This window comes from Pseudomonas syringae group sp. 247E2 (genome assembly GCF_032587795.1).
GTDB classification, from domain to species: Bacteria; Pseudomonadota; Gammaproteobacteria; order Pseudomonadales; family Pseudomonadaceae; genus Aquipseudomonas; species Aquipseudomonas amygdali.
The window spans coordinates 45,325-62,233 of record NZ_JAWHPK010000014.1; the positions used below are offsets into that span (position 1 = coordinate 45,325).

Sequence of the window (16,909 nt, forward strand, 5' to 3'; positions counted from 1 at the left end):
AAGCTCCTGCTACAAGGTTAGGGTGATTCGGCTTATCAGAGCGCCGGGCAGTTGAATCGACCCCGTCTGGCGCTGAGTGTAGGTACTCGATTGAAGAATCAGTTCCCGCTCGCGAGTCAGGTCCTCCAGTGCGCTACCCAACAGGCTGTAGGCGCTGTCATCGAAACGCATGGTGCTGACCGGTGCGACGATCTTGCCGTCTTCGACCCAGAATGTTGCGAAACGTGTCATCCCGGTCAGACGTGCGGCAGCGCGATCCGAAAAGTTCAGGTACCACAGGTTGCTGATGTAAAGGCCTGTGCCGAGCTTTTCAAGGATCTGGTCCAGCTCCAGCGAGCCGCCGGCAATGCTCAGTGCGCTTGGACCTTCGCCATAATCCGCGCCGTTGGCAGGCAGGTCGTACTCAGCGGCGCTGCTCGAGTCCACCAGTCGCTCGCGGGCCTGCCCGTTGACGATCAGCTTCAGATCCTTGCGCGGGTAGCCTTCGCGTGAGAAGGCTGGCGAGAGCGAGCCACTGACTTGCTCGTCGAAGCTGATCAGCGGGCTGAAATGAGTCTCGCCGTCATACAGCCTTTGCAACGGGCTGCGCTTGCTGGCCACCGCTTGCGCGGAAAACCCACCCCAGCTGAGCATGCCAATGACTTCGTCCAGTGCCGCCGGAGCCAGATAGGCGCGGTATTGACCGGGCTTGAGGGTGTGCAGTGGACGGCCGAGAAATTCGAGCTGCTCACGGGCCTGCTGAAAGCGTTGCACGAACGCTTCGTTGTTCCAGTCGTGACCTGCGTAATTGGCTTTCACCGCCTGGCCGTTTTCATGAAACAGGCTCCAGTCAAAATTGAAGCTGTTGGCCTGATGCCAGCCCAGCGCTCCCCACGAACTGGCGAAACCCCGGTACAGCGGGCCAGCCGCGTAAAAACCCACAAGATCGAGGTCGCCTGACAGTTGGCTGATTTGCTCGACGACCTGCGCGCTGTCCGGCAGCGGTAAGTCCTGCACATTGCTGCTTTGCCAGGCCTGCGTGTTAGGCAACAGATACGGGTCTTTCGCCAGCGAAGGCAAGGTTTCGCGCAATTGCTGCAAGGCATTGGAAAGGCGCCGAGTATCGGTCTCCTGATCCCCGGACAAGGTCACTTCCAGGTTGGCATGACGCCCGTCGTCGATCAGTTTGAAGGTCGCAATGACCTGCTGCACGCTCCCGGCCTGCCGAACCTGGCCGTGGTTGAAACGAATGAAGTCGGACGCTTCGGCGTCGTAGGCCAGGGTGAAGTGTTCCGTCGGGCTGATGGCAGCCTTGAGCACGGCGACCAGCGCCTCGAATTGCTGTTGGTGCGACATCAGGCATCCCCTCCAAACACATCGACATTGGCAAACACACACGCCGGAGAGGCATGGCCTACACGGATCACCTGATTGGGTTCGCCTTTGCCGCAGTTGGGCGTGCCCAGCACTTTGAAGGTACTGGCGTCACCGACTGCGCTGAGGTTTTTCCAGAACTGAGCAGAAATTGCCCGATAGTTGGGGTTCTTCACAACGCCCTTGAGTTCACCGTTTTCAATCAATTGGCCCCATTCGCAGCCGAACTGGAACTTGTTGCGCGCGTCGTCGATGGACCAGGAGCGATTGCTCGACATCAGGATGCCGTGCTCGATGTTACCGATCAGCCCGTCCAGTGACTGGTCGCCCGGTTCGATGTTCAGGTTGGCCATGCGATCGATGGGCGCACGGTTCCAGCCGCAGGCGCGGCTGTTGGCCACCCCGTCCAGGCCGCTGCGGTATTGCGACAGTGCGCCGCCGAGCGGGCGTTGCAACAGGCCGTCACGAATCAGGAACTGTTTACTGGCGGCCGTGCCATCGTCGTCGTGCGCGTAGCTGGCCAGTTGTTCAGGAATGTCCGGGTCGAACGTCACGTTCAGCAGGCTGGAGCCGTATTGCAGGGTGCCGAAATCGGTCGTCTTGACGAAGCTGGTACCTGCGTAATTACGCTCGTCGCCGAGAATCCGGTCCAGTTCCAGCGGATGGCCGATGGACTCGTGAATCTGCAGCACCATCTGATCCGGCATCAGCAGCAGGTCGCGTGGGCCTGACGGTGTGTTGGGGGCGAGGATAAGCTGCAAAGCCTGGTCGGCGACGTTGGCCGCAGAGCCGATCAGACCGCAACTGCTCAGCACTTCAAGACCGCCCTGTTGGCCGAAGTTGTCGCCGCCCAGGTTACGCGTCTGGCTGTCACGGCCATCGTAGGCGGTGACGCTCAGGCCCGGAAAAACGAAGCGTTGCGCCTGACGAAGCTCTGCGCCCGCGGTGTTCAGGTAAATCTGCTCAACCGTTTCCAGCCCCAGTACGGCCTGCCAGTTGACCAGCCGTTCGTCTTTCGGGACGGCGCTGGACTCGGCCATCAGCAGGCCGATGCAGTCGCTCAGTGGCGGGAATGCTTGATCCATGTGCGGCGACAGATAGTCAGCCTTGGCAGTCGAGACAGCTTGATCGCTCAGGTTCAGCAACGCATGCGGTGCCAGGCGACGTGCCAGCGCTTCGGCCTGCTGCAAGGCGGCTTGCAAACCCCGAAGGGAAATGTCGTTGGTGGCGGCGTAGGCTTCAACACCGTTCAGGCGCACGGTCAGCATTGCGCCCTCGTCGCTGCTCAGCGACGGCGGCTCGGCCACATTCTTGCGCACGCACAGGCGTTGGCCGGTGCGGTGCACGTAACGTACGGAAAAAAATTGCGCTTCACTCTGCAGAGCAGCGAAATGCTGCGTGAGCCGGGCGGAGAAATCGAACATGCAGACAAGCTCCTTCTTGAGGGTGGTCAGTGAAGTCCGGGCGGCCTTTTGAGCCGATTGCCGTTAAGGGGGAGATTACCCCCCCACGATTGCCAGGCTGCACCTGCAAGCTTTGAGCCAGACGCTTCAGCCCTGCATCACCAGCTTGATATCGGCGGCCAGTTCACGCACGCGCTCTTCTTCGGTGTCCCACGAACACATGAAGCGTGCGCCGCCGTTGCCGATGAAGGTATAGAAACGCCAGCCCCTGGCCGTCAATGCTGCAATGGCCGGTTGCGACAATTGCAGGAACACACCATTGGCCTGTACCGGAAACATCAGCTCCACGCCGGGAATATCCTTGACCAGTTCGGCCAGGAGTTGTGCGCAATGGTTGGCGTGGCGTGCGTGTTTGAGCCAAGCGTCGTTTTCCAGCAGCCCGACCCACGGCGCAGACAGAAAGCGCATTTTCGACGCCAGTTGCCCGGCCTGTTTGCAGCGGTAATCGAAGTCTTCAGCCAGGTCATGGTTGAAAAACAGGATGGCTTCACCCACCGCCATGCCGTTTTTGGTACCGCCGAAGCACAGTACATCGACGCCGGATTTCCAGGTCAGTTCTGCCGGTGAGGCCTCCAGAAAGGCGCAGGCATTGGAGAAGCGGGCACCGTCCATGTGCAGATGCAGGCCCAGCTCCTTGCAGGTCGCACTGATTGCCTTGAGTTCTTCGGGCTGATAAACGCCGCCTACCTCGGTGGCCTGGGTCAGCGTCACGACGCGCGGTTTGGGGTAGTGAATATCCTGACGCTTGAGCGCCACTTCGCGAATCGACTCCGGGGTCAGCTTGCCGCCTGCGCTGCGTGCTGTCAGCAGTTTGGAGCCGTTGGAGAAAAACTCCGGCGCGCCGCATTCATCGGTTTCAACGTGAGCCGTTTCCGAACAGATGACACTGTGGTAACTCTGGCACAGCGATGACAGCGCCAGCGAGTTGGCCGCTGTGCCGTTGAAGGCAAAAAACACTTCGCAGTCGGTTTCGAACAGACGGCGGAAATCATCTGATGCGCGTGCAGTCCATTGATCGTCACCATAGGCACGTTGATGCCCCTTGTTCGCCTGCTCCATGGCTGCCCAGGCTTCAGGGCAGATACCGGAATAGTTGTCGCTGGCGAACTGTTGGCTTTGGTCTGTCATGGCCGATTCCTTATGGGCGATTATGGTGCGCACTGTAGCGACAATATAAGGTTCGGTCATGTGTTGACTGCATGACGCAATTCCCCATTCAGGAGCGATATGGATCTGTCCAACCCGCCTTTTCTGCCCGGACGCAACAAGGCGCTGGACCTGCTCAAGTGGCTGGCGATGCTGAGCATGGTGCTCGATCATCTTCGCTATGTGGGCTGGTCAGTTGATTTTCTTTACGTGCCGGGGCGTTTCGCCTTTCCCTGGTTCTGTCTGGCAATTGCCGTAAACCTTTCCCGGCGCAGCGCAACCATTCTGGCCCCGCGGGTGCAATGGCGCTATCTGGGGTGGCTGCTGGCATTTGCAGCGCTATCAGAAATCCCGTATCGGCTGTTCATGGCGGATGTGACCGTGCTGAACGTGATGCCGACCCTGTTGCTGGGGCTGCTGATTGCTCAAGGCTGGCAGCACCGCAACGTGACGACGCGAATCATGGCCATCGTGGCCCTGCTGCTGGGGGCGGTTTTTCAGCAACAATTGATGTTTGGTTTTGCCGGCGTGTTGCTGCCGCTGGTTTTTCTGTTGGTGCTGCAAAAGCGCCTTTGGTATTCGGTGTTTCCGGCAGCTTTCTGTCTCGCAGGCAATGCCTGGCCGCAGATGTTTGCCGGCGCGAGCTGGGGCGATCCGATTTCCATTGGCTCGATAGCCGCCTGCCTGGTGGCACCTGCGCTGGGCATAGCGCTACTGCGCACCAAACCGAAGTTCGCAGTGATCCCGATGCGGCGCTGGGCCTATGCGATCTACCCGCTGCACTTTCTGGTATTGCTGGGTTTGCGGACGGTGTTGGAGCGTGGCTGAACGATAACCTCAACTATCGTGCGACGCTCCGCGTCGCATGCCGTTCCGGACGCTCTGCGTCCTCTTGCAAGGCAGAGCGTCGTGAACTGCATTCCGACGCTGGAAGCATCAGCTGTTAGGCAGCAACCGGCAAGTAATGCTCTTGATGTAGCGCGTCTCGGCAATTGCCGGGTGTACCGGGTGATCCGGGCCCTGGCCGCCGCGTTCCAGTAGCTGGATGTTGCGGTCCAGATGGCGGGCGCTGGTCAGGAGGATGTTTTGCAGGTCGTCTTCCGGCAGGTGCATGGAGCAGGAAGCGCTGACCAGAATGCCGTCCTTGCTGAGCAGGCGCATGGCTTGCTCGTTCAGGCGGCGGTAAGCGCCTTCGCCGTTTTTCATGTCTTTCTTGCGTTTGATGAACGCAGGTGGATCGGCAACGATCACATCGAAACGCTCTTCACCGGCTTTCAGCTCTTTCAGCGCTTCGAAAACATCGCCTTCAATGCAGGTCATTTTTTCTGCGAAGCCATTCAGGGCTGCGTTGCGCTCAACGCCATCAAGGGCGAAGGACGATGCGTCGACGCAGGTCACGTCACTGGCACCAAAAGCCGCTGCCTGAATTCCCCAGCCACCAATGTAGCTGTACAGGTCCAGTACACGCTTGCCTTTGACGTAGGGGGCAATGCGCGCGCGGTTCATACGGTGGTCGTAGAACCAGCCGGTCTTCTGCCCGGCCATCACCGGTGCTTCGAATTTCACGCCGTTTTCTTCCAGCGCAACCCATTCGGGAACCAGGCCGAACACGGTTTCGACATAACGATTCAGACCTTCCGCATCGCGAGCGGCTGAGTCGTTCTTGAACAGGATGCCGCTTGGCTTGATGACCTGAACCAGCGCGGCAATGATGTCTTCCTTGTGGTTTTCCATGGTGGCCGAGGCCAGCTGGACAACCAGAATGTCACCGAACCGATCCACCACCAGACCCGGCATCAGGTCTGAATCGCCGTAGACCAGGCGGTAGAAAGGCTTGTCGAACAGACGCTCGCGCAGCGACAGCGCCACGTTCAGGCGATGGACCAGCAAAGACTTATCGAGCGGCAGCTTGATGTCGCGCGACAGCAAACGTGCGCAGATCAGGTTGTTGGGGCTCATGGCGACGATGCCCAGCGGCTTGCCGCCAGCAGCTTCGAGGATGGCCTGATCACCGGCTGCAAAACCATGCAGCGGGGTGGCGGCTACGTCGATTTCGTTGCTGTAGACCCACAAGTGACCGGCGCGCAGGCGGCGGTCGGCGTTGGCTTTGAGGCGCAAGCTAGGCAGGGACATGACGTCGCTCCTGAAAAAAGAGCGGGATTATAGCGCGTCATCCCGGTAGTGCGCCGGGATGACTACAATAATCGCAACCGATCAAGCCGACAGCGCTTCAATCAACTTGCTGTTGAAGGCCGGGATGTCATCAGGCTGGCGGCTGCTGATCAGCGTGCCGTCGGTGACAACTTCCTGATCAACCCATTTAGCCCCGGCGTTGACCAGGTCATCCTTCAGCGTCTTGAAGCTGGTCAGGGTTTTACCCTTCACCAGGCCTGCCGATATCAACAGCCAGCCGCCGTGACAGATAACCGCCACTGGTTTGCCGGAGCCCTCTATGTCCTTGACGAGCTTCTGTGCGTCCGTGTCTATGCGGATGGTGTCGGAGTTCTGTACGCCGCCCGGCAGAACCACGCCATGGTAGTCGCTGGCGTTGGCCGCCTTGAACGTGCGGTCGATCTTGAAATCATCGGCAGGTTTGTCGTGATTCCAGCCTTTGACCTGGCCCTCTTCGGTGGACAGGATTTCCACGGTGGCACCTGCTTGCTCCAGCGCTTCTTTCGGGCCGGTCAGTTCGACCTGTTCGAAACCGTCGGTTACAAGAATTGCGATGCGTTTGCCAGTCAGTGCTTTAGACATGGGATCCTCCAGTGTCGGGCTTTCAGGGTGGCGTCTGGCGGTCGTTTTGAGGCCGCCATATACGCCGTCAACACAAGGTCCGAAGCCTGGCATTTGGCAAAGTTCCGAGAATATCTTCGTCTTGGGTGATGGACCGTTTCCCCGCAAGGGGTCAGAATCCAGTCATTACGGTGAGTAAATTCCTATGTCCGAAGAGCTAAGCCCAGAACAGATCCAGCAAGCGTTGCAGGGTATCAGTGTGCCCCCGCAGCCGCAGATCATGGTGGATCTGCAGATGGAGCAATACATGCCCGATCCGGACCTTGGGGTAATTGCGCGGCTGATTGCGCAAGATCCGGGTTTGTCCGGGGCGCTGCTGAAGATCGTCAACTCTGCGCACTACGGCCTGTCCAACAAGATTGCCTCGATTGACAAGGCCGTGAATCTGCTGGGCAGTCGTACCGTGATCAATCTGATCAACGCACAGTCGATCAGGGGCGAGATGACCGATGAGACCATCGTCGCGCTTAATCGCTTCTGGGACACCGCGCAGGATGTCGCAATGACCAGTCTGACGCTGTCCAAGCGCATCGGCTCGCAGACTGTGGATGAATCCTACGCATTGGGCCTGTTCCATGACTGCGGTATTCCGTTGATGCTCAAGCGCTTCCCGAATTACATGCCGGTCCTTGAACAAGCCTACGCCAACGCAGGGCCTGATTGTCGCGTTGTCGATACTGAAAACGCCGCGTTCCACACCAACCACTCGGTGGTCGGCTATTACACGGCCAAGTCATGGCGCTTGCCTGCGCACGTGACTGACGCGATCGCCAATCATCACAACGCATTGGCGATTTTTCAGGACGATACCAGTCGCAATGCCCCGCTCAAGAACCTCTTGGCCCCCCTGAAAATGGCCGAGCACATCTGCCAGTCCTACCAGGTGCTGGGCAATCAGGGCGAAGATCACGAATGGGAATGCATTGGTGCGCTGGTGCTGGATTACGTGGGCTTGTCCGAATATGACTTTGAATACCTGAGGGAAAGCATCCGCGAGCTGGGCGCGCGCTGAGCCTGTGCGCTGCTGGCTTGCCCTTCCTGTAAAACCGAGTGATACATGCCTGAATTACCCGAAGTAGAAACCACCCGTCGCGGCATTGCACCCCATCTTGAAGGTCAGCGTGTCAGCCGCGTTATCGTACGCGACAGCCGTTTGCGCTGGCCCATTCCCGAAGATTTGGACATCCGGCTTTCCGGACAGCGCATTGTGCAGGTGGACCGGCGCGCCAAGTACCTGCTGATTCAGGCCGAAGTGGGCACGCTGATCAGCCACTTGGGCATGTCGGGCAATCTGCGCCTCGTCGAGGCCGGGCTTCCGGCGCTCAAGCACGAGCATGTCGATATCGAACTGGAGTCCGGGCTGGCCTTGCGCTACACCGACCCGCGTCGATTCGGGGCGATGCTCTGGAGCCTTGATCCGCATAACCACGAGTTGTTGATTCGTCTGGGGCCGGAGCCGCTGACTGATCTGTTCGACGGTGAGCGCCTTTACGAGCGCTCGCGCGGCAAGTCGATTGCGGTCAAACCGTTTGTCATGGACAACGCCGTGGTGGTCGGGGTGGGCAATATTTACGCGACCGAAGCACTGTTCGCGGCGGGTATCGACCCGCGACGCGAAGCCGGAGGCGTCTCACGGGCTCGTTATCTCAAGCTTGCCATCGAGATCAAGCGCATTCTGACCTACGCTATAGAGCGCGGCGGTACCACCCTGCGTGACTTCATCGGCGGCGACGGAAAGCCGGGGTATTTCCAGCAGGAATTGTTTGTCTACGGGCGTGGCGGCCAGCCATGCAAGGTCTGCGGTACAACGTTGCGTGAAATCAAGCTGGGGCAGCGCGCCAGTGTTTACTGTCCAAAATGCCAGCGCTGAAATACGAGAGGCGCAGAGCGTCAGGCCACTTGCTTAAGCTGCACCCCTGTTTATAGTGATGGCACCTTAATTATTTGCTACGCCTGAAGGACCAAGCCATGAGACCGTTTCGTATTCTTGCTGCCACGCTGGCGCTGTTTATCGGCCTGCAGGCGCTGCCTGCGATTGCCGCCGATGTCTCCACCGGCAGCGGCGATCCGGTCTACACCATTCAAAACCCGCCAGCGTTCGCGATGATCGGCGATCTGCTGATTGCCCGACCGCTGTTGATAGCAGCCACGGTCATCGGTACAGGGCTGTTCGTGATTGCTGCGCCTTTTGCAGCTGCAGGCGGCAACCTCGGCGCAACGGGCAAGGCGCTGGTGGTCGATCCGGGCAAGGCAGCCTTTGTGCGTTGCCTGGGTTGCACCGGTGACGGGTACGGCAAGCAGCAGTAAAGGCTGTATCAGACCTTGCTGGTGATGATCCGGTACTTGTCCATCAGCTGCTCTTTGCTCTCGACGTGATTTTCATCCAGGGGGATGCAGTCGACCGGGCAAACCTGCTGGCATTGAGGCTCGTCGTAGTGACCCACACATTCGGTGCACAGGTTCGGGTTGATCACGTAGATCTCCTCGCCTTGTGAAATCGCCTCGTTTGGGCACTCGGGTTCGCAGACGTCGCAGTTGATGCAATCGTCAGTGATGATAAGGGACATGAATTGCTCCTGCCGCAGCCGACGCCGGGGCACATTAAAACCAATGCGGCGAATTGTGCCGCATTAGGCTTCGGGATGCACCTTCACATGCAGTGCGTCTAGCGCTTGAAGCGTTCGGTCAGCGCCTGAGCGACGGCAGGATGAACGAATTTGGTGATATCACCGCCCAACGCCGCGATTTCACGCACCAACGTCGAGGAAATGAATGAGTAGCGCTCTGAGGGCGTGAGGAACAGGCTTTCGACGTCCGGTGCCAACTGACGGTTCATGTTGGCCAGCTGAAACTCGTACTCGAAGTCCGATACCGCGCGAAGGCCGCGCAGAAAGACGTTGGCATTCTGTTCCTTGGCAAAATGCGCGAGCAGCGTCGAGAAGCCGACGACTTCCACGTTGGGCAGGTGTTTGGTGACTTCGCGGGCCAGTTCGACGCGTTGTTCCAGAGGAAACAGCGGGTTTTTCTTCGGGCTGGCGGCAACCGCAATGACCACGTGATCGAACAGGCGCGAGGCGCGCTCGACCAAATCTCCATGGCCCTTGGTAATCGGGTCGAAGGTGCCTGGGTACAACACTCGGTTCATCGCGTCGTCCTGGTCGGAGTCCGTTGTGGGACTCGGATGGTATCGCAGCCTTCCCGATGGGCCAAGCTGCGTAATAAGCGCCAAGCGTCGTATTGCGCCGATTATCGGCCATGTTTCAGCCCAAACCCCCGATTTTGGGGCTATTTACTGTGGTGCGGATAATGCTCGACGCGCAGCAATTGGCTAAGACACCTTGTGTTCAGCTTGTCTGCGTCGACTCGTCACGGGTGCTGCTTCGATTCTGCCGCCATTGCGGCATCTGCCTGCGTTAAGATTGCCATCATCTGATTAGCAATTAGAGTGGCCTTGTCCGCATGGCAACCCGTACCAAAACCCGTGAACGCATTGTGCAAACCAGTCTGGAGCTGTTCAATCAGCAGGGCGAACGAAGCGTGACCACCAATCATATTGCTGCGCACATGGAAATCTCGCCCGGCAATCTCTATTACCACTTCGCCAACAAGCAGGTGATCATCGCCGAGCTGTTCACCGAGTACGAAACGCTGGTGGGCAGTTTTCTGACCCTGCCTGCCGACCGCCCGCCGACCATTGAAGACAAGCGCGATTATTTTCTGGCGATAATGGACGCCATGTGGCGCTACCGTTTTCTGCATCGCGACCTTGAGCATCTACTGACGTCGGATGCAGAGCTGGCGAGGCGTTACCGGCGCTTTTCGTATCGCTGCCTGATGCAGGCGATGACTATCTATCGGGGGTTTATCAAGGCTGGCATCCTGAAAATGGATGAATCGCAGATCGAGTGGACCAGTCTCAACACCTGGATCGTTCTGACGTCGTGGGTGCGTTTTCTGTGCACCAACCGGGAAAACGCTACAGAGTTGAACGAATCGGCGATTCGACGTGGCGTCTATCAGGTACTTATGCTCGAATCTGTATTTGTCGCGCCTCAGGCTCGCGAAGCGTTCGACGCGCTATGCGAAACGTTTCACTCGACGTTGCCTGAGGTTCTGATGTGAATTTCAGAGCCGATGAGCGGCCTGCTTGTCGGTTCTCTGCCGCAGGAGTGTGTCATGTCCATTGCGCAACTGATCAGCCCCGAGCAACTGGCTGCACGACAGAAAACCCCAGGTCTGGTGATTCTCGATTGCCGTTATGCGCTTGAAGATTCCGATTACGGTCAGCGCAGTTACGCCCAAGGGCGTATCGAGGGCGCGTCCTTTGCCGATTTGAAGCGCGACCTCAGCGGGCCTGCTATCAAAGGCAAGACCGGACGTCATCCACTGCCCGATCCCGGCGCTTTGCTGCAATGCTTTCAGGCTTGGGGTATCAACGCTGACAGTGATGTTGTGCTGTATGACGATGGGCCGGGAATGTACGCCGCGCGCGCTTGGTGGTTGCTGGCCTGGATGGGCAAGCGCGAAGGCGTGTACCTGCTCGATGGAGGGCTGAAAGCCTGGCACGCTGCCGGGTTGCCGTTGAGCCTTGACGCTCCGAATCGTGAGCCAGGCAGTTTCAGCGGTGAGCCGGACATGTCGATGGTGCTCAGCGGCAGTCGCTTGCATGGCCGTCTCGGTCGCCCGGAAATGACCTTGATCGACGCCCGCGCCGAAGCGCGCTTCCGAGGTGACGTAGAGCCTTTGGACCCTGTCGCCGGGCATATTCCAGGTGCTCAGTGTGCGGCCTGTACCGATAACCTCGGGCCGGATGGACGCTTTTTGCCACCTGAGCAGCTCAGGCAGCGTTTTGCCGAAAAATTGCAGGGTCGTCCGCCGGAAAGTCTGGTGTCCTACTGCGGATCAGGCGTCACGGCCTGCCATAACCTGTTCGCCCTGTGCCTGGCCGGATACCCGCTGGCAACGCTTTATGCGGGCTCGTGGAGCGAGTGGATCAACGATCCCGAGCATGAAATCGCCACGGGCGCCGGTTGATGCGTCGTCAGCCTGATCAGGCGTTTTCGCGCTGATGTGCAGCGCTTAGCCATAACGGGATGCGGCGCTCAAGGTAATAGCCCGGATTGCGCAGCGAGCCGTCGACGAAACCGACATGCCCGCCTTTGGCGTGTAGCTCGAACTCGGTGCAGGACGACAGCTCGCTTGGTTCGGGGAGGCTGTGGGGGAACACGAACGGGTCGTCGCTGGACTGGATGATGAGCGTCGGCGTCTGAATCTGACCCAGATAGTAGCGGCTGGATGCCCTGCGGTAGTAATCCGTGGCGTCGGAAAAACCATGCAGCGGTGCAGTCACCCGTCCATCGAAGTCCCAGAACGTTCGCATGTTCTCCAGTGAGCCCAGCGCGGCGAGTTCGGCCAGCCCCTCGCTGATGCCTTCATGCTGGAACCGATGCTGCTTGTCACGGATATACGCCAGCATTTCGCGCATGAAGTGCCGTTGATAAACCCGCGAGAAGCCTTGACCGATACGGTTGGCGCATTCGTCCAGACGGAACGGCACGGACACCGCCACTGCGCCCCGTAAATCACTGTTGGCGCCGGATTCGCCGAGGTACTTGAGCAACACATTGCCGCCCAGCGAATACCCCACCGCATAAATCGGAGCCAATGGCCGCAGCGAGCGCAAATGAGCGATCACTTCGGCCAGGTCCTCGCTCGCGCCTGAGTGATAACTGCGCGACAGCAAGTTGGGTTCTCCCGAGCAACCGCGCCAGTTCAACGCCACACTCGGCCAGCCCTGCGCTGCCATGGCCTTTTGCAGGCCGGCAACATAAGGCGAATTGGACGACCCGGTCAGGCCGTGCAATACCAGCACCAAGGGCTTATCGGGCTCATCCGAGCCATGCCAGTCCATGTCCAGAAAATCCCCATCCTTCAACCACAACCGCTCGCGCGTACGCGCCAGCAGCGTCGGCCTGCGCAGCAGCGGCCCCCAAAGCGTCTGCAAATGCGGATTGCCCATGCCGACGGCCGGTACGAATGGATTGGCATGGGACAGAAAGGTAAGGCGTGTGGACACGTGCTTGCTCAACGATCAGTTCAGGGGCTGAAGCTGTACGTTGCCATTAAGTGGACCGGGATGTAAGTGGCTTGACGGTGTCGTTGCGTCTAGAAATGCGTTTCGTGACGCTCTGCATCGCAAAAGAGTACGCACAGCGTCCAGAACGACATGCCGACGCCGAGCGTCGCACGATAGTCGAGGTTATCGTTCCGCACGCTCCAGCGTGGGAATGCCTTTCACGACGCTCTGCGTCGTCAAGAGGACGCGGAGCGTCCAGAACTGCATGCGACGCAGAGCGTCGCACGATAGTTGTAGTTGCTCCAGGGTGGGAATGCCTTTCACAACGCTCTGCGTCGTCAAGAGGACGCGGAGCGTCCAGAACTGCATGCGACGCGGAGCGTCGCACGATAGTTGTAGTTGCTCCAGCGTGGGAATGCCTTTCACGACGCTCTGCGTCGTCAAGAGGACGCGGAGCGTCCAGAACTGCATGCGACGCGGAGCGTCGCACGATACTTGTAGTTGCTCCAGGGTGGGAATGCCTTTCATGACGCTCTGCGTCGTCAACAGGACGCGGAACGTTCAGAGCGCATGCCAAACGCGGAGCATTGGTTCGTGAGCTGTCAGCCCTGGCCCCGCTGCCACAACGCGTAATACACCTGACCAGCCTTTTTCTCGCGGTGTAACCGCCAGCTGCCCGGCAAGCCGGTGGTCGATGGCGGGGTTTCGCTTTCGGTGTAGATCCAGGCAGTGTCGGCCAGCCAGCCGTGGCTTTCCAGCAGGTTGCAGGCTGAAGCCAGCAGGCCCTGATGGAAGGGCGGGTCGAGGAACACAACGTCAAAGGGCGAGGCGGTGGCGGTTTCCAGATGGCGCAGGGCGTCGGTCTGGGAGACCTGGCCGCTGGTGCAGTTCAGTGCGTTGAGGTTCTGGCGCAGACTGGCGATGGCTGCCGCGTTGCTGTCCAGCGCCAGGCCCATGCTGGCGCCACGGGACAGGGCTTCGAAATACAGTGCGCCGCTGCCAGTGAAAACGTCCAGCACCCTGGCACCAGCGATGTAGGGTGCCAGCCAGTTGAACAGGGTTTCGCGCACGCGATCAGGCGTCGGGCGCAGGCCGGGGGCGTCGGGGAAGGTCAGGCGACGGCTGCCCCATTCTCCGCCGATGATACGAAGCTGACCCAGGCCGTTGTGGCCCTTCGGACGTGGATTGGCCATCAGTGTTCCGGGACCCCTACAGGTTGGCGAGTGGGTTTGTCGGTCGGCGCCGGCAGAGGCTTTTGCTCGACGGTCGGGCCAACGGTAACAATGACCATCTTGTCGGCGCTCAGGTGCTTGCTCATCGCAGCTTTCACCTGTTCGACGGTCACGCTCTGGGCGGCGGCCATGTAGTCCTCAAGGTAGGTCAGCGGCAGGTTGTAGAAACCGATTGCTCCTAGCTGGCCCACGATGGCCGAATTGCTGGCTGCGGTGAGCGGGAAGCTGCCGGTCAGTTCGCGTTTCACATCGTCGATTTCTTTCTGGGTCGGGCCGTTGGCGAGGAAGTCGCGAACGATGTCCTGTACCAGTTTGAGGGTGTTTTCGCTCATTTCCGCGCGCGTTTGCAAGCCGATCATGAACGGCCCGGCAACCTGCATGGCGGTGAAGCCGGACGACACACCGTAGGTCAGGCCGCGTTTTTCCCGCACTTCGGTCATCAGTCGGCTGCCAAAGCCGCCACCACCCAGTACCGAGTTACCCACGGTCAGCGCCGCGTAATCCGGGTCGTTACGGTCGATGCCCAGTTGCGCGAGCATCAGGTGGGTCTGGTTGGACGCGAATTCGATATGCGTGGTGCCTGCCTTCGGTTCAACCGGATCGGCGACCTTCGCCAGCGCCGGGCCTTTGGGCAGCGATGCGGAAACCTGCGCCGCGACGGCTTGCGCTTCGTCTCGCGACAGATCGCCTACCAGAGCAATCACCGCGTTGCCTGCCGCATAGCCTTTGGCGTGGAAGGCCTTTAGCTGAGCCAGGGTAATGGCATTGATGCTTTTTGCGTCGCCTTCACTCGGGTGAGCGTAAGGATGGTCGCCGTAGAGACGGTTGAACAGTTCCTTGCTGGCGATAGCGCCGGGGTTCTGTTTCTGAGTCTCGAAGCTGGCGATCAACTGGTTTTTGATACGGGCCAGAGAGTCGGCAGGGAAGGTGGGCTTGCCCACGACTTCGCTGAACAGCTTCAGTGCCGGGTCGCGTTTGTCGGCAGCACTCAGGCTGCGCAAGGACGTGACCGCCATGTCACGGTAGGAACCATTGCTGAAATCCGCTCCCAGGCCTTCGAAGCCCTGAGCGATGGCGTTGACGTCCTTGCCTTTGACGCCCTCATTGAGCATGGCGTTGGTCAGCAGGGCAATGCCGGGTGATTTCTGGTCCTGGCTGCTGCCTGCGGCGAATGTCAGGCGCATGTCGAACATCGGCAATTCGCGCGATTCCACGAACAGCACCCTGGCACCCTCGGCGGTATTCCAGGTTTGTATGTTCAGGGCACGACGGGCCGGCGCCTTGCCGTCCAGTTCCTTGAGGGTTTGCAGGTTGCTGCCCAGTGCAGGAGTGGTCTGGCCCTGCTCGGCAGGGGCGGCGTTGTCGGCCACGGCTGGCAGTGCGACAAAGGTGCCGAGTGAACCGGCCAGGATCAGGCCAAGCAGCGCATGACGTGGAGCGTTGCGCGTGATCATTTGGCTTTCTCCTCAGGCAGAACGTGCGCAACGCTGAGGCGCTCACGGGTGAAATAGGTATTGGCTGCTTTCTGGATGTCTTGCGGGGTCACGCTTTGCAGCGCCTCCAGTTCATTGTCCATCAGCTTCCAGGACAGGCCGACAGTTTCAAGCTCGCCGATCATGGTCGCCTGGCTGGTAATCGAGTCGCGCTCGTAGACCACGCCCGCAATGACCTGAGCCCGAACGCGCTCCAGTTCTTCGGCCGACGGTGCCTTGGTTTTCAGCTCGTCGAGCAGACGCCAGATGCCGGCTTCCACATCGGCCAGGGTCTTTTTCTTTTGCAGATTGGGTGTGGCGCTGATCATGAACAGGCTGTCGCCGCGAGCAAATGCGTCGTAGCGCGACGATGCGCCGGAGACCAGTTCTTCGCCACGTTCCAGGCGTGAGGAAATGCGTGCGCTGTAACCACCGTCGAGCAGTGCCGCAATCAGGCGCAGGGCATTCGCCGAACGTGGGTCTTCAGCGGTCGCAACGCTTGGCACGTTGAAGCCGTAAATCAGGCTCGGCAACTGGGTTTTGACGTGCAGAGTGATCTTGCGCTCGCCCGGCTCGGCCAGTTCCAGCGGTTTTTTCGAGGGCGGCACGTCGCGGCGCGGGATCGGCCCGAAGAAACGCTCTGCCAGGGCTTTGACCTCGTCCGGCTGCACATCGCCAACCACAACCAGCGTGGCGTTGTTCGGCGCATACCAGGATTCGTACCAGTGGCGCAGCTCTTCAACCTTCATGCGCTCCAGGTCCGCCATCCAGCCAATGGTCGGCGTGTGATAGCCGCTGGCAGGGTAGGCCATCGCCTTGAAGCGTTCGAATGCCTTGCCCATCGGCTTGTCATCGGTGCGCAGGCGACGCTCTTCCTTGATGACTTCGATCTCGCGGCTGAACTCATCGGCGGGCAATTTCAGGGTTGCCATGCGATCGGCTTCCAGCTCCAGCGCTACGCTCAGACGATCGCGGGCCAGGACCTGATAGTAGGCGGTATAGTCATCGCTGGTGAACGCATTCTCTTCAGCGCCCAGATCGCGCAGAATCAGCGAAGACTCACCCGGCCCGGTCTTGCTGCTGCCCTTGAACATCATGTGTTCCAAGGCATGGGACAGGCCGGTCTGGCCGGGTGTTTCGTAGCTGGAGCCGACCTTGTACCAGATCTGGGAAACCACCACCGGAGCGCGGTGATCTTCGCGGACGACAACTTTCAGGCCATTGTCCAGGGTAAATTCATGGGTCGGTTGCGAATCAGCAGCCAATGCTGTCAAGGGCAGACAAATAGTGCTGAGCAGCAGGCCTGCGGCGCGGCGGGCTAGAGCATTCATTCGTAGTTTGAACCTGTAGGACGGCCCGCGTGAACTTAGCGTC

18 protein-coding genes are annotated in these 16,909 nt (G+C 59.6%); 6 read left to right on the plus strand and 12 right to left on the minus strand.

Annotated features, from left to right (window positions below; all coding sequences use genetic code 11):
* Nucleotides 1–9 precede the first annotated feature (9 nt).
* The 3 genes from RYC18_RS14320 to RYC18_RS14330 form a co-directional block, all read right to left on the minus strand.
* Nucleotides 10–1,335 carry a TldD/PmbA family protein gene (locus RYC18_RS14320; RefSeq protein ID WP_004654868.1) on the minus strand — a complete coding sequence of 442 codons (1,326 nt, stop codon included), beginning with the start codon at nt 1,333–1,335 and terminating at the stop codon, nt 10–12.
* The gene (locus RYC18_RS14325) at nt 1,335–2,777 is read right to left on the minus strand and encodes a TldD/PmbA family protein (protein WP_316886317.1); all 1,443 of its coding nucleotides are present in this window, start codon (nt 2,775–2,777) and stop codon (nt 1,335–1,337) included. Before RYC18_RS14325 ends, RYC18_RS14320 begins: the two co-directional genes overlap by 1 nt.
* Nucleotides 2,778–2,903: 126 nt before the next feature.
* Complete coding sequence (locus RYC18_RS14330; protein WP_002555646.1) at nt 2,904–3,944, minus strand: low specificity L-threonine aldolase; 1,041 nt, start codon at nt 3,942–3,944, stop codon at nt 2,904–2,906.
* A 99-nt stretch (nt 3,945–4,043) separates the two neighbouring features.
* Between RYC18_RS14330 and RYC18_RS14335 the strand changes: the two genes are divergently transcribed.
* Complete coding sequence (locus RYC18_RS14335; RefSeq protein ID WP_316886318.1) at nt 4,044–4,790, plus strand: TraX family protein; 747 nt, start codon at nt 4,044–4,046, stop codon at nt 4,788–4,790.
* 108 nt (nt 4,791–4,898) lie between these two features.
* Here the strand turns inward: RYC18_RS14335 and RYC18_RS14340 are convergent, their stop codons facing one another.
* Both RYC18_RS14340 and RYC18_RS14345 read right to left on the minus strand, forming a co-directional pair.
* Nucleotides 4,899–6,095: a class I SAM-dependent rRNA methyltransferase gene (locus RYC18_RS14340; protein WP_005744093.1), complete on the minus strand. Its 1,197-nt coding sequence runs from the start codon at nt 6,093–6,095 to the stop codon at nt 4,899–4,901.
* A gap of 81 nt (nt 6,096–6,176) precedes the next feature.
* On the minus strand, nt 6,177–6,716 hold the full coding sequence (locus tag RYC18_RS14345) for a type 1 glutamine amidotransferase domain-containing protein (protein WP_005735018.1): 540 nt from the start codon (nt 6,714–6,716) through the stop codon (nt 6,177–6,179).
* Between the two features lie 238 nt (nt 6,717–6,954).
* On the opposite strand from RYC18_RS14345, the gene RYC18_RS14350 reads away from it, so the two are divergent.
* The 3 genes from RYC18_RS14350 (at nt 6,955) to RYC18_RS14360 (ending at nt 9,062) form a co-directional block, all read left to right on the plus strand.
* Entirely contained in the window at nt 6,955–7,767 is an 813-nt protein-coding gene (locus tag RYC18_RS14350; RefSeq protein ID WP_183132679.1) for an HDOD domain-containing protein, read from the plus strand.
* Nucleotides 7,768–7,812: 45 nt separating this feature from the next.
* Nucleotides 7,813–8,625, plus strand: a complete 813-nt coding sequence (mutM, locus tag RYC18_RS14355; RefSeq protein WP_002555642.1) for a bifunctional DNA-formamidopyrimidine glycosylase/DNA-(apurinic or apyrimidinic site) lyase — start codon at nt 7,813–7,815, stop codon at nt 8,623–8,625.
* Between the two features lie 98 nt (nt 8,626–8,723).
* A complete protein-coding gene (locus RYC18_RS14360; RefSeq protein WP_002555641.1) occupies nt 8,724–9,062 on the plus strand; it encodes a hypothetical protein in 339 nt (112 codons plus the stop codon).
* An 8-nt stretch (nt 9,063–9,070) separates the two neighbouring features.
* On the opposite strand, the gene RYC18_RS14365 is transcribed toward RYC18_RS14360, so the two are convergent.
* Entirely contained in the window at nt 9,071–9,322 is a 252-nt protein-coding gene (locus tag RYC18_RS14365; RefSeq protein ID WP_002555640.1) for a YfhL family 4Fe-4S dicluster ferredoxin, read from the minus strand.
* A gap of 98 nt (nt 9,323–9,420) precedes the next feature.
* Nucleotides 9,421–9,900 (minus strand): pantetheine-phosphate adenylyltransferase, encoded by a 480-nt coding sequence (coaD, locus tag RYC18_RS14370; protein WP_002555639.1) that lies wholly within the window; start codon nt 9,898–9,900, stop codon nt 9,421–9,423.
* Nucleotides 9,901–10,214: 314 nt separating this feature from the next.
* Between coaD and RYC18_RS14375 the strand changes: the two genes are divergently transcribed.
* Together RYC18_RS14375 and RYC18_RS14380 are read left to right on the plus strand one after the other, a co-directional pair.
* Nucleotides 10,215–10,877: a TetR/AcrR family transcriptional regulator gene (locus tag RYC18_RS14375; protein ID WP_005744091.1), complete on the plus strand. Its 663-nt coding sequence runs from the start codon at nt 10,215–10,217 to the stop codon at nt 10,875–10,877.
* 54 nt (nt 10,878–10,931) lie between these two features.
* Entirely contained in the window at nt 10,932–11,789 is an 858-nt protein-coding gene (locus RYC18_RS14380; RefSeq protein ID WP_005744090.1) for a sulfurtransferase, read from the plus strand.
* A gap of 16 nt (nt 11,790–11,805) precedes the next feature.
* On the opposite strand, the gene RYC18_RS14385 is transcribed toward RYC18_RS14380, so the two are convergent.
* The 5 genes from RYC18_RS14385 to RYC18_RS14405 all read right to left on the minus strand — a co-directional run bounded on the left by RYC18_RS14385 (nt 11,806) and on the right by RYC18_RS14405 (nt 16,866).
* On the minus strand, nt 11,806–12,831 hold the full coding sequence (locus RYC18_RS14385; protein ID WP_316886323.1) for a hydrolase: 1,026 nt from the start codon (nt 12,829–12,831) through the stop codon (nt 11,806–11,808).
* A 183-nt stretch (nt 12,832–13,014) separates the two neighbouring features.
* Nucleotides 13,015–13,359, minus strand: coding sequence for a hypothetical protein (locus RYC18_RS14390; RefSeq protein ID WP_316886324.1), 345 nt, complete (start codon nt 13,357–13,359; stop codon nt 13,015–13,017).
* A 74-nt stretch (nt 13,360–13,433) separates the two neighbouring features.
* Nucleotides 13,434–14,024 (minus strand): 16S rRNA (guanine(966)-N(2))-methyltransferase RsmD, encoded by a 591-nt coding sequence (gene rsmD / locus RYC18_RS14395; protein ID WP_003316320.1) that lies wholly within the window; start codon nt 14,022–14,024, stop codon nt 13,434–13,436.
* On the minus strand, nt 14,024–15,517 hold the full coding sequence (locus RYC18_RS14400; protein WP_316886325.1) for a pitrilysin family protein: 1,494 nt from the start codon (nt 15,515–15,517) through the stop codon (nt 14,024–14,026). The genes rsmD and RYC18_RS14400 overlap by 1 nt, the downstream gene beginning before the upstream one ends.
* Nucleotides 15,514–16,866: a M16 family metallopeptidase gene (locus tag RYC18_RS14405; RefSeq protein WP_002555633.1), complete on the minus strand. Its 1,353-nt coding sequence runs from the start codon at nt 16,864–16,866 to the stop codon at nt 15,514–15,516. The genes RYC18_RS14400 and RYC18_RS14405 overlap by 4 nt, the downstream gene beginning before the upstream one ends.
* Nucleotides 16,867–16,909: the final 43 nt, after the last annotated feature.

Bases quoted from the DNA above. Each gene is read 5' to 3' on its own strand.
- coaD (WP_002555639.1), bottom strand. From the start codon at position 9,900: ATGAACCGAGTGTTGTACCCAGGCACCTTCGACCCGATTACCAAGGGC.
- RYC18_RS14335 (WP_316886318.1), top strand. From the start codon at position 4,044: ATGGATCTGTCCAACCCGCCTTTTCTGCCCGGACGCAACAAGGCGCTG.
- RYC18_RS14390 (WP_316886324.1), bottom strand. From the start codon at position 13,359: ATGAAAGGCATTCCCACCCTGGAGCAACTACAAGTATCGTGCGACGCT.
- RYC18_RS14405 (WP_002555633.1), bottom strand. From the start codon at position 16,866: ATGAATGCTCTAGCCCGCCGCGCCGCAGGCCTGCTGCTCAGCACTATT.
- RYC18_RS14400 (WP_316886325.1), bottom strand. From the start codon at position 15,517: ATGATCACGCGCAACGCTCCACGTCATGCGCTGCTTGGCCTGATCCTG.
- RYC18_RS14330 (WP_002555646.1), bottom strand. From the start codon at position 3,944: ATGACAGACCAAAGCCAACAGTTCGCCAGCGACAACTATTCCGGTATC.
- RYC18_RS14320 (WP_004654868.1), bottom strand. From the start codon at position 1,335: ATGTCGCACCAACAGCAATTCGAGGCGCTGGTCGCCGTGCTCAAGGCT.
- RYC18_RS14365 (WP_002555640.1), bottom strand. From the start codon at position 9,322: ATGTCCCTTATCATCACTGACGATTGCATCAACTGCGACGTCTGCGAA.
- RYC18_RS14380 (WP_005744090.1), top strand. From the start codon at position 10,932: ATGTCCATTGCGCAACTGATCAGCCCCGAGCAACTGGCTGCACGACAG.
- RYC18_RS14360 (WP_002555641.1), top strand. From the start codon at position 8,724: ATGAGACCGTTTCGTATTCTTGCTGCCACGCTGGCGCTGTTTATCGGC.
- RYC18_RS14340 (WP_005744093.1), bottom strand. From the start codon at position 6,095: ATGTCCCTGCCTAGCTTGCGCCTCAAAGCCAACGCCGACCGCCGCCTG.
- RYC18_RS14345 (WP_005735018.1), bottom strand. From the start codon at position 6,716: ATGTCTAAAGCACTGACTGGCAAACGCATCGCAATTCTTGTAACCGAC.
- RYC18_RS14375 (WP_005744091.1), top strand. From the start codon at position 10,215: ATGGCAACCCGTACCAAAACCCGTGAACGCATTGTGCAAACCAGTCTG.
- rsmD (WP_003316320.1), bottom strand. From the start codon at position 14,024: ATGGCCAATCCACGTCCGAAGGGCCACAACGGCCTGGGTCAGCTTCGT.
- mutM (WP_002555642.1), top strand. From the start codon at position 7,813: ATGCCTGAATTACCCGAAGTAGAAACCACCCGTCGCGGCATTGCACCC.
- RYC18_RS14325 (WP_316886317.1), bottom strand. From the start codon at position 2,777: ATGTTCGATTTCTCCGCCCGGCTCACGCAGCATTTCGCTGCTCTGCAG.